Here is a 15223-nt window from a genome sequence, read left to right on the forward strand (position 1 = left end):
GGAAAGGGACGAGAACACCCTCCTCCGACACCGACTCTTCCCGGCATTCACCACGAATCGCCTATGCGGGGACGATTCCCCGTACGATGTCCGATCGTGACGATTCGATGGGGGATCCTGGGCACCGGCGGGATCGCGCGCACGTTCACCGAGGACCTGCTCCACGTGGGGCACGAAGTGGTGGCGGTCGGTTCACGCGCCGCGCACACGGCCGAGGCGTTCGCGGACCGTTACGGCATCGCGCGGGCGTACGGGTCGTACGCCGAGCTGGCCGCCGACGACAAGGTGGACGTCGTCTACGTCGCGACCACGCACAACGTGCACCACTCCGCCGCCCGTACGTGCCTGGAGGCGGGCCGCGCGGTGCTCGTGGAGAAGCCGTTCACCACGACGGCGGCCGACGCGCAGGACCTCGTCGCCCTCGCGCGCGAGCGGAACCTGTTCGCGATGGAGGCGATGTGGACGCGGTTCAACCCGCTGGTCGCCCGGGTGCGCGCGCTGGTCACCGACGGCGCGATCGGCGACGTGAAGGCGGTGTACGCCGACTTCTCCGAGAACTTCCCCTTCGACGCCGCCCATCGGCTGTGGGCGCCGGACCTGGCGGGCGGGGCCCTGCTCGACCTGGGCGTGTACCCGGTGTCGTTCGCGTGGATGCTGCTCGGCGAGCCGGCCACCGTGCAGGCGGTGACGACGCCCGCGCCGACCGGCGTGGACTCCAACACCGGCATCCTGTTCGGCTACGAGTCGGGCGCGGTGGCGCTGCTGCACTGCGGGTTCCTGGCCAAGTCGCCGCAGTCCGCGACGGTCACCGGCACGGCGGGCTGGATCGAGGTGGCCGGGCCGTTCTGGCACCCGTCCGCGATGACCCTGCACCGCGACGGCGCGGAACCGGAGACGTTCCGCCTGGACGTCAACGGCCACGGCTACACCTACCAGGCGGAGGAGGTCGCCCGCTGCCTCGACGCCGGCCTCACCGAGTCGCCGGTGATGCCGCTGGACGAGACCGTCGCCATCCTCCGCGCCCTCGACACGATCACCGCCCGGCTGACCGCCGGGTCCTGACGCCGGGTGCGGGCGCCGTGCGCGCCCGGTCCCGGCGCAGGATGTAGACCGCGACGGCGAGACCTGCCGATGTGAGGACGGCGCCCACGAGGGAGATCGATCGCAGTCCCGGGCCGTCGTCGATGATCGTTCCGCCCAGCCAGCCGGCGAGCGCGGCGGCCAGCTGGAAGCCGGAGGCGTTGACCGCCACGGCCAGTGTGGGAGCCGCCTCGGCCGTGGTCAGGACGCGCGTCTGCATGCCCGGGACGATGGCGAACGCGAGCACGCCGAGGACGAAGGTGAGGACCGCCGCGAGCGGCCGGGCACCGCCGAGCAGCCAGAAAAGCGCCAGGGCCACGGTCAACGCGCCGAGCAGGCCGGCCAGGGACGGCATCAGCGCCCGGTCCGCCAGCCGGCCGCCGAGGAGGTTCCCGGCGACCGCGCCGGCGCCGTAGACGACCAGCAGCAGGGGGACGCTGGCGGCGGAGAACCCGCCGACGTCGGTGAGCAGGGGCGCGATGTAGGTGAAGACGGTTACCACTCCGACGTTGCCCACCGCGGTGAGGGCGAGCGCGAGCTGGACGTCCCGCCCCGCGAACACGCGCAACTCTCCCAGAACCGGCCCGGCCGCGGCCCGAGGCCGCGCGGGCACGAACCGCAGCACCAGCAGCAGGGCGGCGACGCTGACCGCAGCGACGGCGGCGAACGTCGCCCGCCAGCCCGCGTGCTGCCCGATGAAGGTGCCGATGGGCGTGCCGAGGACGATGCCCAGGTTCATCCCCACCGCCACCTTCGCCACGGTCGAGGCCTGCCGGCCGGCCGGCGCCATCCCGACCGCGGTGGCGATGGCGACGGCGAAGAAGGTCGCCACGACCGAGCCGGCGAGGAACCGAGCCGGCAGGAGAACGGCGTAGTTCGGGGCGAGCGCCGATCCCAGGTTCCCGACGACGGACACGGTGACGAGGGCGGCGATGAGCGGCTTGCGGGCCAGCCGCGCGGTCAGCACGGTGACCACCGGTCCCCCGACGATCATGCCGAGTGCGTAGGCGGTCACCAACAGCCCGGCCGCGGGAATCGACACCCCCAGGCCGGCGGCCACGTCCGGCTGGATGCCGGAGATGACGAATTCGCCGGTCGTGAGGCTGAAGACCACCAGCATGAGCGCGAAGACGGGAAGCGGCACCGGACACCCCAATCGATTCGAGTCTTTATGATAATGACTAGAACTATCATGACTCGAAGCAGCCGGTATACTCCCTTCCATGGCGAGGCAACCGGACGAGCCCGCGGCCGCAGAGATCGACCGCGATGTGTGCAAGCTGGTCCACCGGTTCGCGCAACGACTCGACGTTCACGTACGGCACGTCGCCGACGAGCTGGGCATCACCGCGACCCAGGTCGTCGCTCTCCGCGAGCTGTCCGACCCGATCACCGCGCGTGAGCTGGCCACCAGGATGGTCTGCGAGCCTTCGAACGTGACGTATGTCCTCGACCGGCTCGAAGGGCAGGGCATGATCGAGCGCAGGCCCCATCCCACGGACCGCCGCGCCAAACAGCTCGTGCTGACACCGGCCGGCCGTGGTTACCGGGCCGACGTGCTCGCGCGCCTGAACGCCCACTCCCCGCTCGCCCCGCTCAGCCCCGCCCAGCAGGAGTCCCTGCGCGAGCTGCTCCAGGCGCTCATCGCGTAACGCGCCGAGAACCGGCACGAGCCCCGCTCTCACCGGAGAACGGGGCTCGTACCGAGAGCGGGGGGCTCAGTCGGCGAGTGCGGGTTCGGCGTCCACCTCGTCGTGGGGCAGTTCGGCGATGATCTCGCGTACACGCCGGCCGGGCAGGCGTACCTTGACCGCGATGACGTAGATCACCACACTCCAGACGGCGTTCACGACGAAGCCCATCACCAGGCCCTTGATGACGCCACGGCCACCGTCGTAGTCGCCCAGATAGCTGATCAGCGCGATGCCGGCCAGCCACGGGATGACCCAGGACGCGCCGGCCTTCCATTCCATCTTGGGCGTGAGCTGGCCGGTCGCCGCGAAGATCGCCATCAGGACGTACCCGAAGAGGACGATGACGAAGAACTTCCAGTTGGTGTTCCAACCGGTCCAGTAGATGATCAGGTTCGCCGAGAAGAAGGCCAGCAGCGGGATCGTGTCGCCGCCCCAGAGCCGGAACGGACGATGCTGGTCGGGCAGCTGACGGCGCAGCGCCGCGTGCGCCAGCGGTCCGGAGCCGAAGGACATGACCGTCGCGGAGGTGACCAGGCCGACGAGCTGCTGCCAACTCGGGAACGGCAGCAGCATGATCGCCGAGACGACGAACGTGATGATCAATGACACCCACGGCACGCCGCGTCTGCTCAGCTTGCCGATGCCCGCGGGCGCACCGCCGTTGCGCGCCATCGTGTAGCCCAGCCGGGACGTGACGGCGGAGTAGACAAGGCCCGTGTCGCCCGGGGAGACCACGGCGTCGATGTACAGGACGGTGGCCAGCCAGCCCAGGCCGATCGCCGTGGAGACCGCGGCGAGCGGGCCGAAGTCGTTCGTGAACGACAGCTTGGACCAGCCGTGTGCCAGGTCACCTCCGGACAGCGCGCCGATGAAGGCGATCTGCAGGAGCACGTAGATGGCCATACAGAGGATGACCGAGCCGATCACCGCGAATGGAACGTTCCGCCGGGGGTTGTCGCTCTCCCCGGCCAGCTCGATGGCCTGACGGAAACCCAGATACGAGAACGTGATGCCCGACGTGGAGATCGCGGTCAGCATGGCCTTGCCGCCGGCCGGGGCGAACCCGTGATCGGAGAAGTTGGCGGCGTGGAACGCGGTGACGAGGAACGCCACCACGACCACCATGATCACGACGAGCTTCCACCAGACCAGCACGTTGTTGATCTGGGCGAAGAACCTCACTCCGATCGCGTTGATCACGCAGAAGGCCGCGAGCAGCAGGAGAGCCACCAGGATGCCGACCGGCGTCAGCGTGTGCACCGGCTCGCCGTCGACCAGGTGCTTGTCGGTGAAGTGGTACCACTTGGTGGCGTACTGCAGCACGCCGGTCGTCTCGATCGCCGGTACGACCGCCGCGGCGACCCAGGTTATCCATCCCATCGAATAGCTGGCGAAGCCGCCGAAGGCGTACATCGGGAAGCGGACGACGCCCCCGGTGACCGGGAACATGGTGCCGAGTTCGGCGAACGACAGGCCGATGAACACGATCATCACGCCGGCGATGGCCCAGGAGAAGATCGCGGCGGGGCCGGCGATGATGCTGGCGTTCATCGCCCCGAACAGCCAGCCCGAACCGATGATCGACCCGACCCCGGTGAAGAGCAGGCCGATACGCCCGATGTCGCGGCGGAGATGCCTGCTCTCCTCGCCTCCGGGTGCTCGTGAAGTATCTGTGGCCGCTGTCATGCAGCTCCTCTCTTGCCAGACCGCGGCTCCGAGGCAGGCCCGTAGCGTTACGGCCTCGCGTGAAAACCCTTGTGCTGCCCAGGGAAATGGGCAGCACATTTACCACGTTGCGGCACGTTACTCCCCATAACCGTCGGAGTTAAGCGCGTCATCGCATTCTCGAGCGCTCTCGAAGCGTCCGCAGCCGCCCCGATGCCGTCGGCCGGTTCGCCGGCCTTCCACCGCATCGCGGCCGAGCACGAGCGGCATGATGGGCGCATGCCAGAGCTTGTGGAGCCCGCGGTGCCGGCCGGGCGGATGGGCGGGCGGCCGCAACCGTGCCTGTCCGTGGACGAACTCACGATCCGTCCCTGGGCGCCGCCGGACGTGCCGGTTCTCGTCGCGGCGTACGCGAACGAGGACATCCGCAGGTGGCACGCCCGCTCCCTGACCGAGGACGAGGCCGTGGAATGGGTGTCCCAGCGGACGGACCGCTGGAGGCGCGAGGCCGGCGCCGACTGGGCGGTCGCCGAGGGCGACACCGTGCTCGGGCGCGTCGGGCTCCGCCGGCTCTCCCTGGCCGAAGGGCTCGGCGAGGCGGCGTACTGGGTGCTGCCGGCGGCACGCGGTCGCGCCGTCGCCGCCCGTGCGCTGACGGCGGTGACCGACTGGATGTTCGCCCTCGGCCTGAACCGCATGGAACTCGCGCACTCCACCCTCAACCGCGCCTCGTGCCGGGCCGCGGAGAAGGCCGGCTACGCGTACGAGGGGACGATGCGCGGCCACAGCCGGCACACCGACGGCTACCACGACATGCACCTGCACGCCCGCCTCGGGGCGGACAAGCCGGGCGCGAAGGGAGCGGCGGTTCGTCGCGCGTGAAAGCGGGCGGGCGCATCGGGTGAGACATGGGTGACCGCCGACGCCATGGAGAGCCCCAGATGAAACGAAGCCCGACGTGACCGCCGCCACCGGGGATCAGGCGACACGCGCGGCATGCGACGCCGCCGTGATCCGGGAGTCACGAGACGTCCCCGAACGCTTCGGCGCGATCTTCGACGCCTACTTCGCCGAGATTCACGCATACGTGGCCCGGCGTATCGGCCCGGAGAACGCCTCCGACGTCACCGCCGAGACGTTCCTCGCCGCGTTCGGCAAGCGGGACCGCTACGACGCCGAGCGCGCCAGCGTACGGACCTGGCTCTACGGGTTCGCCACCAAACTGGTCGGGAAGCATCGGCGCAGCGAGATGCGGGCGCTGTACGCCATGGACCGGATGCCGCCGGAGGCCGAGTCCGAGGAGCTGGAGGAACGCCTCACCGGCCGGATCGCCGCCGAAGGCCTGCGAGGCCGGCTCTCGAGCGCGCTCGCCGAACTGCCCGCCGGGGACCGGGACGTGGTGCTGCTCGTCGCGCTCGCCGGGCTGACCCACGAGCAGGTGGCCACGGCGCTGGACATCCCGTACGGCACGGTCGGATCGCGGCTGAACCGGGCCAGGCGAAAACTACGCGCGGCGCTGGGCGGGACCAATCCACTTCTCGGCCTGGAGGACAACGATGGATGAGCTCCGGATGGTCCGCGACCTCTACGTACCGCCCGAGCCGGCTCCGCCGCAGGAGGTCGCGGCGGCCCGCGCCCGCCTCGACGCGGTGATGCGGACCCGGCGCTCGCGGCCGCGCTGGGCTCTGCGCGGGGCCGCTCTCGGCGCCGCCGCGGCGGGGGTCGCACTCGCCGTGGCGATCTCCGTGACGTCACCGCGTCCCCAGATGACCAGGCCGGCGGGTCCGTCGGCCCGTACGGTCCTGCTCGACGCCGCGCTGAGCGCCGACCGGCAGCCGGTGACGAAAGGCAAGTACTGGTATGTGGACTCGCGTATCCGCTGGCTCCAGAAGGTCAAGGCCGGCGGATACCTGATCCGCAGCACGGCCCAGAGTGAGACCTGGCGGGCGGCCGGCTCGTCGAGTCCCGCGAGCGCCGTGGGCACCACGCACTTCCTCGGAGCGCGTCCGGCGACACCCGCCGACGAGGTCGCCTGGCGGGAGGCGGGTTCGCCCCGCACCTTCCTGACCGTCGAGGGGAAACGGGTCAGCGGCAAGGCCGGGAGCGTGACGGCCGACATGAGGGGTTCGGACCTCGACATGAGCAGCTTCGCGGCGCAGGCGGACCTGGACGAACTCCGCGAGATCCCGGAAACCCCGGACCGGCTCCGGGCCTGGCTGCTCGCGCTGCCGCAGAGCCCGGCCGGGCCGCACCCCGGTCCGACGACGCTGCCCGCACCGGGCAGGCCGAGCCCCTCGCCTCCCGGGCCTCCGACCCGGGCCCAGCTCGACTACTGGCTGTTCGTCCAGGGCGTGAGTCTTCTCCTCTACTCGCCGATAACGCCGAAGGTCCGTGCCGCGGCCTTCCAGATGCTGGCCGAGCTGCCCGGGGTGAAGCTCATCGGCACGGTGCGCGACCCGGACGGGCGTCAGGGCACCGCGGTCGCGATGGACCGGATCGGTCCAGGCGATCGGCCGCTGCGGATCCAGCGCCGTCTGGTCGTCGACACGAAGACGGGACGAGCCCTCGCCGACGAAGAAGTGGTCCTAGGGCCGAACACCGACTACCCGGGGCTGCCTTTCGGAGTCGTCGCGAGCACGACGACCGTCCGGTCGGCCGGATGGACGAACAAGGCCGGCTGGACGCGCGACCACTGATCGGACCGTACGGCCCTGGGACCGGTCCCAGGGCCGTGCGCCGATGTCCTCCCACGCACGACGGCCGCGGCGCCGTCGCCGCGAGCGGTCAGGACTCGTCGGGGTCGTAGGCGAGGTTGGGGCGCAGCCAGCGCTCGACCTCGGCGACGTCCAGGCCGCGACGGCGGGCGTAGTCCTCGATCTGGTCGCGGCCGAGGCGGCCCACGGTGAAGTACCGCGACGACGGGTGAGCGAAGATCAGGCCGCTGACGGCCGCCGCCGGGGTCATCGCGTACGACTCCGTGAGGTCCAGGCCGGCCTTGGTGGCCTCCAGGAGCTCGAACAGGTCGCGCTTCTCGCTGTGGTCCGGGCTCGCCGGGTAGCCGAGGGCCGGGCGGATGCCGCGGAAACGCTCGGCGTGCAGGTCCTCCAGCGACGGCTCGGCGTCCGGCTCGAACCACTCGCGGCGCGCCTTCAGGTGGACCCATTCGGCGAACGCCTCGGCGAGACGGTCGGCGAGCGCCTTGACCATGATCGACCGGTAGTCGTCCTGTTCGGCCTCGTACTCGGCGGCGAGGTCGTCGGCGCCGTGCACGGCCACCGCGAAGCCGCCGAGGTGGTCCCCGGACGGGGCCACGTAGTCGGCCAGGGAACGGTTCGGCCGGCCCTCCGGCTTGGCGGTCTGCTGGCGCAGCATCGGCAGGCGCACCGTGTCGCCGGCGCCGGCCTCGATCACGATGTCGTCGTCGTCGGAGTGTGCGGGCCAGAACCCGTACACGCCCTCCGCGCGCAGCGAACCGGCCGCGATGATCTCATCGAGCAGGGCGTTCCCGTCGTCGTACAGCTCCCGCGCGACCGGCTGGTCCAGGATCGCCGGGTACTTGCCCTTCAGCTCCCAGGCCAGGAAGAAGAACTGCCAGTCGATCATCTCGCGCAGCTCGTTCAGGTCCGGGCGTACGGTGCGCAGGCCGGTGAAGGCGGGCGTCGGCAGGTCGTCGAAGGAGACCTTCTCGCGGTTGGCGCGGGCCTCCTCCACGGTGAGCAGCGGGCGCTGCTTGCGGGCGGCGTGCTGCTCGCGCAGGCGTTCCTGCTCTTCGCGGTTGGCGACGGCGAGCGCCTCGGAGCGCTCCGGGTCGAGCAGGTCCGACAGCACACCGACGACGCGCGAGGCGTCCAGCACGTGCACGGTGGTGGCCTCGTACGCCGGGGCGATCCGCACCGCGGTGTGCTGCCGCGAGGTCGTCGCGCCGCCGATCATCAGCGGCAGCTTCAGGCCGCGGCGCTGCATCTCGTTCGCGACGCCGACCATCTCGTCCAGCGACGGGGTGATCAGCCCGGACAGGCCGACCGCGTCGGCGCCCTCGGCGACCGCCGTGTCGAGGATCTTGGCGGCCGGGACCATGACGCCCAGGTCGACGACCTCGTAGTTGTTGCAGCCGAGGACGACGCCGACGATGTTCTTGCCGATGTCGTGCACGTCGCCCTTGACCGTGGCCAGGACGACCTTGCCGTTGCCGCGGCTGGTGTCGAGACGGCCCTCCCGGCGGGCCTGTTCCTTCTCCTCCTCCATGAACGGCTCGAGGTAGGCGACCGACCGCTTCATCACCCGGGCGCTCTTGACCACCTGCGGCAGGAACATCTTCCCCGAGCCGAACAGGTCGCCGACGACCTTCATGCCGTCCATGAGCGGGCCCTCGATCACGTCGAGGGGACGCGCGGCCTTCCGCCGGGCCTCCTCGGTGTCCTCCACGATGTAGTCGACGATGCCGTGCACGAGCGCGTGCTCCAGCCGCTGCTCGACCGGGCCCTCGCGCCAGGACAGGTCGACGGTGCGCTGCGTGCCCTTGCCGCTGACCGTCCCGGCGAAGGCGACCAGCCGGTCCGTCGCGTCCTCACGCCGGTCGAAGATCACGTCCTCGACGAGTTCGAGCAGGTCGGCCGGGATGTCCTGGTAGACCGCGAGCTGCCCGGCGTTGACGATGCCCATGTCCAGCCCGGCGCGTACGGCGTGGAACAGGAACGCCGAGTGCATCGCCTCGCGCACCACGTCGTTGCCGCGGAAGGAGAACGACAGGTTGGAGATGCCGCCGCTGGTGCGGACGCCGGGGCAGCGCTCCTTGATGAGCGGCAGCGCGTCGATGAACGCCTTGGCGTACCCGTTGTGCTCGGCGATGCCGGTGGCGACGGCGAGGACGTTCGGGTCGAAGATGATGTCCTCGGGCGCGAAGCCCGCCTGCTGCGTGAGCAGGTCGTACGCGCGGCCGCAGATCTCCACCTTGCGCTCGGTGGTGTCGGCCTGCCCCTGCTCGTCGAAGGCCATGACGACGACGCCGGCGCCGTAGTCGCGGATGCGGCGCGCCTGCTGCAGGAAGGCCTCCTCGCCCTCCTTGAGGCTGATGGAGTTGACCACGCCCTTGCCCTGCACACAGCGCAGCCCGGCCTCCAGCACGCTCCAGCGCGAGCTGTCGATCATAATCGGGATGCGGGCGACCTCGGGTTCGGTCGCGATCAGGTTGAGGAACGTGGTCATGGCCTGCTCGCTCTCGAGCAGGTCGGCGTCCATGTTCACGTCGAGGAGGTTCGCGCCGCCGCGCACCTGCTCCAGCGCCACGTCGACGGCGGCCTGGTAGTCGTCGGCCTCGATCAGCCGCCGGAAGCGGGCCGAGCCGGTGACGTTGGTGCGCTCGCCGATCATGACGAAGCCCGTGTCCGGGCCGATCGCGAACGGCTCCAGGCCGCTGAATCGCGTACCCGGCGTGACCTGCGGAACCCGGCGGGGCTCCATGCCCTTCACCGCGTCGGAGATCAGCCCGATGTGCGCCGGGCTCGTGCCGCAGCAGCCGCCGACGATGTTGACCTGCCCGGCGGAGGCGAACTCGCCGACCAGCCGCGCGGTCTCCTCCGGGGTCTGGTCGTACTCGCCGAAGGCGTTGGGCAGGCCGGCGTTCGGGTGGCAGGCGGTGTAGGTGCCGGCCAGCTGGGCCAGCTCCGCGACGTACGGGCGCATCTCCGCGGCGCCCAGGGAGCAGTTCACGCCGACGACGAGCGGCTCGGCGTGCTCGATCGAGCTCCAGAACGCCTCGACGGTCTGGCCGGACAGCGTGCGCCCGCTCTGGTCGACGATCGTCACCGAGATCCACAGCGGCAGGTCCGGCGCGACCTCGCGGGCGGCGGTGATCGCCGCCTTCGCGTTGAGCGTGTCGAAGATCGTCTCGATGAGGAGCAGGTCGACGCCGCCCTCGGCGAGCGCCGCGATCTGCTCGGCGTACGCGGCGCGGACGTCCTCGAAGGAGACCGCGCGGTACGCCGGGTCGTCGACGCGGGGCGACAGCGACAGGGTGACGTTCAGCGGGCCGACCGAGCCGGCCACGAAGCGCCCGCCGGCCTCGTCGGCGGCCTGGCGGGCGAGGTGGGCGGCCGCGAGGTTCATCTCGCGGACGTACTCCTGGAGGCCGTAGTCGGCCTGGCCGATGCTCGTGGCGGTGAAGGTGTTGGTCGTCGTGATGTCCGCGCCGGCGTCGAGGTACTGCCGGTGCACGTCGAGGACGACGTCCGGACGGGTGAGGTTGAGCAGGTCGGGGTCGCCGGTGACGTCGCGCGGATGATCGGTGAAACGATCTCCGCGGTAGTCCTCCGGGGTCAGCTTGGCACCCTGGAGCATGGTGCCCCACGCACCGTCGAGCACCACGACGCGCTCGGCGAGCAACTCCCTCAGCGCACTCGTGGTCTGGCGTTCGTTCTTGTCCACTGGTCCACCCCCCGTTGCGTTGGGAGGCGCCCTTGCGGATCTTCTGCAGGCCGAGCGTGGCGGGCCTTTGCCCGTTGCAGCGCCTCTCGGTCTGATCTCCAACGGTACCCAAGACACGCACGGAGTCCAACGCGACCAACGGAGAGTGGCGCCTGCGCCCATCGGTACAAGGGTTTTGGCCCGATCGGAGAATAAGATCACGGGCGTGCCGACAGTCCCCCGACGACGCAGCGCCATGCGCGGTCACCTCGTCGTCTGCGGCGACACGCCGCTGGCCTTCCGGCTCGCCGACGAGCTGACCAAGCGTTACCTGCAGGATGTCGCCGTCATCCTGCCGTCGAAGAAACGCAACCACGGACCGCAGATCGCCCGGCTCCCCCGCGTGAAGGTGCACGAGGCGCTCGAACTGAACGACGAGGCGTTCCGCGACGTCAACGCCGAGGCGGCGCGGGCGGTCGCGCTCGTCGGCAACAGCGAGGTCGGCAACATCCACGCGGCGTTGCGCGTGCAGGAGCTCAACCCCGGGGCCCGCCTCGTCATCCGGATGTCGAACACCTCGCTGGGCGCGCGGATCCGCACGCTGTTCAACGACTGCGCGGTGCTGTCGGACGGCGCGATGGCGGCGCCGTCGTTCGTGGCCGCCGCGCTCGGCGACCCGGCGCCCAGCCACGTACGCGTCGCCGGCCGCACGCTCTACGTCGCCCGCCGCAGCGACCGGCCGAAGACCATCATCTGCGGGCTGGCCGACACGCGCCGGTCCGAGGGCAATCCGCGCCTGCTGCCGGACCCGCACGAGACCGCCAACCTCGTGCTCGCGGTCGCCGACAAGACCCCGCGCGACCCGCTCAGCGCGCACCGTCCGCGCCACCGGCCGTTCGCCTTCCTGGCGCGTAACCTGCGGCTCGTCCTCAACCGCCGGCTGATGCAGGTCGTGCTGGTGCTGCTGGCCGTCATCGTGATCGGCACGGTGGCGCTGAGCCTGTCCGGCGAGTCCGGCTTCAGCGAGTCGCTCTATCTCGTCCTGCTCGACCTGGCCGGGGCCGCGAACCCCGACCCGTCACTCGGCGGGGCGGCCAAGGCGACCCAGGTGATCGTCACGCTCGCGAGCCTGGCCCTGGTGCCCGCGATCACGGCCGCGGTCGTCGACGCGCTCGTACGCGCCCGGCTCGCCGGTCCGCTCTCGCTGAGCGAGCCGATCAGCGGTCACGTCGTGGTCGTCGGGCTGGGCGGCGTCGGCGTACGCGTCGTCGGGCAGCTCAACGACCTCGGCGTACCGGTCGTCTGCGTGGAGATGAACGAGGACGCCGTCGGGGTGCCGCTGGCACGCCGCGAGGGGCTGCCGATCGTGTTCGGCGACGCGACGCGCAAGGAGACGCTGCGCAGCGCGTGGGTCAGCACGTGCCGCGCGGTCGTGACGGTCACCAGCGACGACATCACCAACCTGGAGGCGGGCCTGAACTCGCGCGACCTGAAGGACAACGTGCGGGTCGTGCTGCGGCTGTTCGACGACGACCTGGCCGCGCGGGTTCACCGCAACTTCCACATCCCGGTGTCGCGCAGCGTGTCCTTCCTGGCCGCGCCCGCCTTCGCGGCGGCCATGATGGAACGCCAGATCATCGGCACGATCCCGGTCGGGCGCGGCGTGATGCTCATCGCCGACGTGCCGATCGCCCAGGGCTCCGAGCTGGAGGGCCGTCCGCTGAGCGACGCCAACCAGCGCGGGGAGTCACGGGTGCTCGCGGTCGGGCGCCGCGGCGGGCAGCACTTCGACTGGGAGCCGCAGGACGGGTACCTGCTCGTCCGCGGGGACCGGCTGATCGTCCTGGCGACGCGGGCGGGCATCGGGCACGTACGCGCGCGGAGCATCGCGCCCGCGCCGGAGGCGCCCTGGCAGCCGAGATAGCCTTTCGGCCGTCCCGCCCCGGCGGGTCACTGGACGATGAGGCCCTCGCGGCCGTTCAGCTTCTGCGCCTTCACGTGGAACGTGCCGGTCAGCGGCCCGGTGTCGAGCTTCAGGCGGTTGTCCGACAGCTTCGACGTCTTGTGCTCCGGGTCGAGCGGGACGATCACGTACTGGTGGCCGTCGATCGCACCCGTCAGCACGGACGCGTCCTTGGCCGTCAGCTGCCCGGAGGTGAACCGGAACGTCCCGTTCAGCCGGGCGAGCATCGCGTACGGCACGTTCTTGGTCGTGTAGTAGCCGCCCGTCTCCAGGTCGCCGGTCGCGGTCTCCAGCGGCACGAGCAGCAGGGCGTCGCTGCTGTTCTTGTACGCCCTGACCAGCGGGTTGAAGCGCGGAATCAGGTCGCTGTTCTGCTTGGCGAGCTCGTCTTGAATCGCCTGGCGCAGGTCGTCCGACGGCTGCTCGGCGACGGGCGTGACACCGTACAGCAGCAGTGCCAGCGGCGTCTGGCCGTTCTGGGTGACCTTCTTCTGCCAGGTCACCGGGTGTGCCTTCTTGTCCTTGTCCTTGTCCTTCTTGCTCTTGTCGGCCTCGTCCAGGAGCAGGCCGGCCAGGGCGCCCAGCGGCGCGGCCTCGCCGTCGACGGTCAGGCGCCGGGGATCCAGGTTCTGGCCGAGCGGCTCGAAAGCGACGCGGTCGCGTATCTCGTCCGGTTTCGTGCGGTCGGCGCCGTCGGCCACGGCGGAGGCGACGGCGTCGAAGTAGCCCGCGGCGCCCTCGGAGGCGTCGGTCGCGGCGGCGTGCTTCGCCTCGTCGGCGTACTCCTTCTGCCACTTCTGGTACCAGTACGCGGCGTTCGCGAGCCGCTGCCGCCGTTGCTTCGGCTCGTGATAGGCGGCGACCACGTCGTTGTACAGCATCGCGCGGTAGAGCCGTGGCGTGACGGCGAGCGGGTACTCGGTGCCGCGCATCGGCCGCTGGTCCGAGGCTTTGCCGCGCTGTTGCCACGAGTGGAACAGCTCGTCGGTCGCCGCGCCGAACAGGATCGCCGACAGGCTGACGTGCTCCTCCTTGGCCTCGTCGGTGTAGGAGGAGTCGGCGCTGTTGATGACGACGGTCGGATGCCCGTCCCAGATGGTGTAGAGCGAGCCGGTCGACGGAATCTCGACCTTGTGCTTGGCGAGGTCGGAGGCGCTGAGGTTCTTGACGTCGTCGACGCTGATGAGCCGCGCCGTGTGACCGTCGCCGATGACGATCCGCCGGTCCTTCAGCACGACGCCGGGCCAGATGTCCCCCGCGTGCGGCCAGACCTTCGCGGCGTAGGCCTGCATCTCGGTGGCGACGGGCGCGACGGCCGTCGCCTTGGACACCGTGGCGGTCTTGTGAGTGTGCTCCGCGCATCCGCCGGCGGCGAGCACCGCGGCCAGCCCACCGACCATCGCCGCCGCACCGCGGCGTCCGGTCCCGATCAACACTGCCTACCCCCCGCTACCGACGACCTGGGCTTCGGGGGGTGCTGCCCAACGCTTGCCCCGGCGATCATTCCCCGTGCTCGCGCGCCATAACGCCAAGGACCGCGAACCCTTCGTCAGCCGGGAGGGACGGGCCGGCCAGCGCACAGACGAACGTCACCACGATCACGACCGCGAACCGGCGGCCAAGCCGGCTCCTGCAGGGACTTTGGACCCTGGCCCTGGCCGGAGGGGACTTGCATCATGACCCGTAAGGGTGCGAGCCGCCCGGTCACCGGCCGGGCCGAACATCGGGGGACCTTATGACAATCGCACGCGACATCATGCATCCCGGAGCCGAGTGCATCGGGGAACACGAGACGCTGGCGTTCGCGGCACAGCGGATGCGCGATCTTGACGTCGGCGCACTACCGGTCTGCGGAGATGACGACCGTTTGCACGGCATCATCACCGATCGTGACATCGTCACCAAGTGCATCGCGGAAGGCGGCGACCCGGCGGCGACCACCGCGGGCTCACTCGCACAGGGCGCTCCCGTCACGATCGGCGCCGACGATGACGCCCGCCAGGTGCTGCGCATGATGGAGGAACACCGGATCCGCCGGCTGCCGGTGATCGACGAACATCGACTCGTCGGCATGATCAGCGAGGCCGACCTGGCCCGGCACCTTCCCGAGGAAGCCGTCGGTCACTTCGTCGAGACCGTCTGCGCCGGCAGCTGATCCACCGCGACGACGCCCGTCCACCGGCCGGCGGCTATGCCAGGTGGTCAACAGGGCGAACGTTGCTTGATGCGGCGCTAGGAGCAGTTTCCCCACTGACAGTTGTGGCGCGAGACCGGAATCCCATGAGCCAGGGCCTCTTTGCACCAAGCACACCTTGACTTACCCGCATCAGTGCATGCACACGCCATCGTGGCCTCCTGTCGTGATTCGTCATCGCTTGCGATGATCGGCGTCTTTCTCTGTCAAAAAAGACTGCCACAG

The 15223-nt window shown here is 70.5% G+C and carries 11 protein-coding genes and 1 riboswitch; of the genes, 7 read left to right on the forward strand and 4 right to left on the reverse strand.

The features are described 5' to 3' along the window. Nucleotides 1-96: 96 nt before the first annotated feature. The gene (locus ABEA10_RS17195; protein WP_345464752.1) at nt 97-1062 is read left to right on the forward strand and encodes a Gfo/Idh/MocA family protein; all 966 of its coding nucleotides are present in this window, start codon (nt 97-99) and stop codon (nt 1060-1062) included. Here the strand turns inward: ABEA10_RS17195 and ABEA10_RS17200 are convergent. Further along, the gene (locus ABEA10_RS17200) at nt 1034-2224 is read right to left on the reverse strand and encodes an MFS transporter (protein WP_345464754.1); all 1191 of its coding nucleotides are present in this window, start codon (nt 2222-2224) and stop codon (nt 1034-1036) included. The genes ABEA10_RS17195 and ABEA10_RS17200 overlap by 29 nt on opposite strands. Nucleotides 2225-2303: 79 nt before the next feature. Between ABEA10_RS17200 and ABEA10_RS17205 the strand changes: the two genes are divergently transcribed. Then, on the forward strand, nt 2304-2732 hold the full coding sequence (locus ABEA10_RS17205) for a MarR family winged helix-turn-helix transcriptional regulator (RefSeq protein ID WP_345464756.1): 429 nt from the start codon (nt 2304-2306) through the stop codon (nt 2730-2732). 66 nt (nt 2733-2798) lie between these two features. Here ABEA10_RS17205 and ABEA10_RS17210 read toward each other — a convergent pair whose 3' ends face one another. Continuing rightward, nucleotides 2799-4460 (reverse strand): APC family permease, encoded by a 1662-nt coding sequence (locus ABEA10_RS17210; protein ID WP_345464758.1) that lies wholly within the window; start codon nt 4458-4460, stop codon nt 2799-2801. A 258-nt stretch (nt 4461-4718) separates the two neighbouring features. Between ABEA10_RS17210 and ABEA10_RS17215 the strand changes: the two genes are divergently transcribed. The 3 genes from ABEA10_RS17215 to ABEA10_RS17225 all read left to right on the forward strand — a co-directional run bounded on the left by ABEA10_RS17215 (nt 4719) and on the right by ABEA10_RS17225 (nt 7135). Continuing rightward, the gene (locus ABEA10_RS17215) at nt 4719-5321 is read left to right on the forward strand and encodes a GNAT family N-acetyltransferase (RefSeq protein ID WP_345464760.1); all 603 of its coding nucleotides are present in this window, start codon (nt 4719-4721) and stop codon (nt 5319-5321) included. Between the two features lie 76 nt (nt 5322-5397). After that, entirely contained in the window at nt 5398-6003 is a 606-nt protein-coding gene (locus tag ABEA10_RS17220; RefSeq protein WP_345464762.1) for an RNA polymerase sigma factor, read from the forward strand. Then, on the forward strand, nt 5996-7135 hold the full coding sequence (locus ABEA10_RS17225) for a CU044_5270 family protein (protein WP_345464764.1): 1140 nt from the start codon (nt 5996-5998) through the stop codon (nt 7133-7135). The genes ABEA10_RS17220 and ABEA10_RS17225 overlap by 8 nt, the downstream gene beginning before the upstream one ends. An 88-nt stretch (nt 7136-7223) precedes the next feature. Here the strand turns inward: ABEA10_RS17225 and metH are convergent, their stop codons facing one another. Then, on the reverse strand, nt 7224-10862 hold the full coding sequence (gene metH / locus ABEA10_RS17230) for a methionine synthase (protein WP_345464766.1): 3639 nt from the start codon (nt 10860-10862) through the stop codon (nt 7224-7226). 17 nt (nt 10863-10879) lie between these two features. Then, nucleotides 10880-10956, reverse strand: a riboswitch (S-adenosyl-L-homocysteine riboswitch). A gap of 111 nt (nt 10957-11067) precedes the next feature. On the opposite strand from metH, the gene ABEA10_RS17235 reads away from it, so the two are divergent. Beyond that, the gene (locus ABEA10_RS17235) at nt 11068-12765 is read left to right on the forward strand and encodes an NAD-binding protein (RefSeq protein WP_345464768.1); all 1698 of its coding nucleotides are present in this window, start codon (nt 11068-11070) and stop codon (nt 12763-12765) included. A 26-nt stretch (nt 12766-12791) separates the two neighbouring features. Here ABEA10_RS17235 and ABEA10_RS17240 read toward each other — a convergent pair whose 3' ends face one another. Beyond that, on the reverse strand, nt 12792-14240 hold the full coding sequence (locus ABEA10_RS17240; RefSeq protein ID WP_345464770.1) for a hypothetical protein: 1449 nt from the start codon (nt 14238-14240) through the stop codon (nt 12792-12794). Nucleotides 14241-14539: 299 nt separating this feature from the next. On the opposite strand from ABEA10_RS17240, the gene ABEA10_RS17245 reads away from it, so the two are divergent. Then, complete coding sequence (locus tag ABEA10_RS17245; RefSeq protein ID WP_345464772.1) at nt 14540-14959, forward strand: CBS domain-containing protein; 420 nt, start codon at nt 14540-14542, stop codon at nt 14957-14959. Nucleotides 14960-15223 lie beyond the last annotated feature (264 nt).

Origin of the sequence: Actinoallomurus oryzae (assembly GCF_039541955.1) — a bacterium.
In the GTDB taxonomy this organism is placed as follows: Bacteria; Actinomycetota; Actinomycetes; order Streptosporangiales; family Streptosporangiaceae; genus Actinoallomurus; species Actinoallomurus oryzae.

Excerpts from the sequence above, each read along its gene's own strand:
- ABEA10_RS17245 (WP_345464772.1), top strand. The coding sequence starts at position 14,540 with ATGACAATCGCACGCGACATCATGCATCCCGGAGCCGAGTGCATCGGG.
- ABEA10_RS17215 (WP_345464760.1), top strand. The coding sequence starts at position 4,719 with ATGCCAGAGCTTGTGGAGCCCGCGGTGCCGGCCGGGCGGATGGGCGGG.
- ABEA10_RS17225 (WP_345464764.1), top strand. The coding sequence starts at position 5,996 with ATGGATGAGCTCCGGATGGTCCGCGACCTCTACGTACCGCCCGAGCCG.
- ABEA10_RS17210 (WP_345464758.1), bottom strand. The coding sequence starts at position 4,460 with ATGACAGCGGCCACAGATACTTCACGAGCACCCGGAGGCGAGGAGAGC.
- ABEA10_RS17205 (WP_345464756.1), top strand. The coding sequence starts at position 2,304 with ATGGCGAGGCAACCGGACGAGCCCGCGGCCGCAGAGATCGACCGCGAT.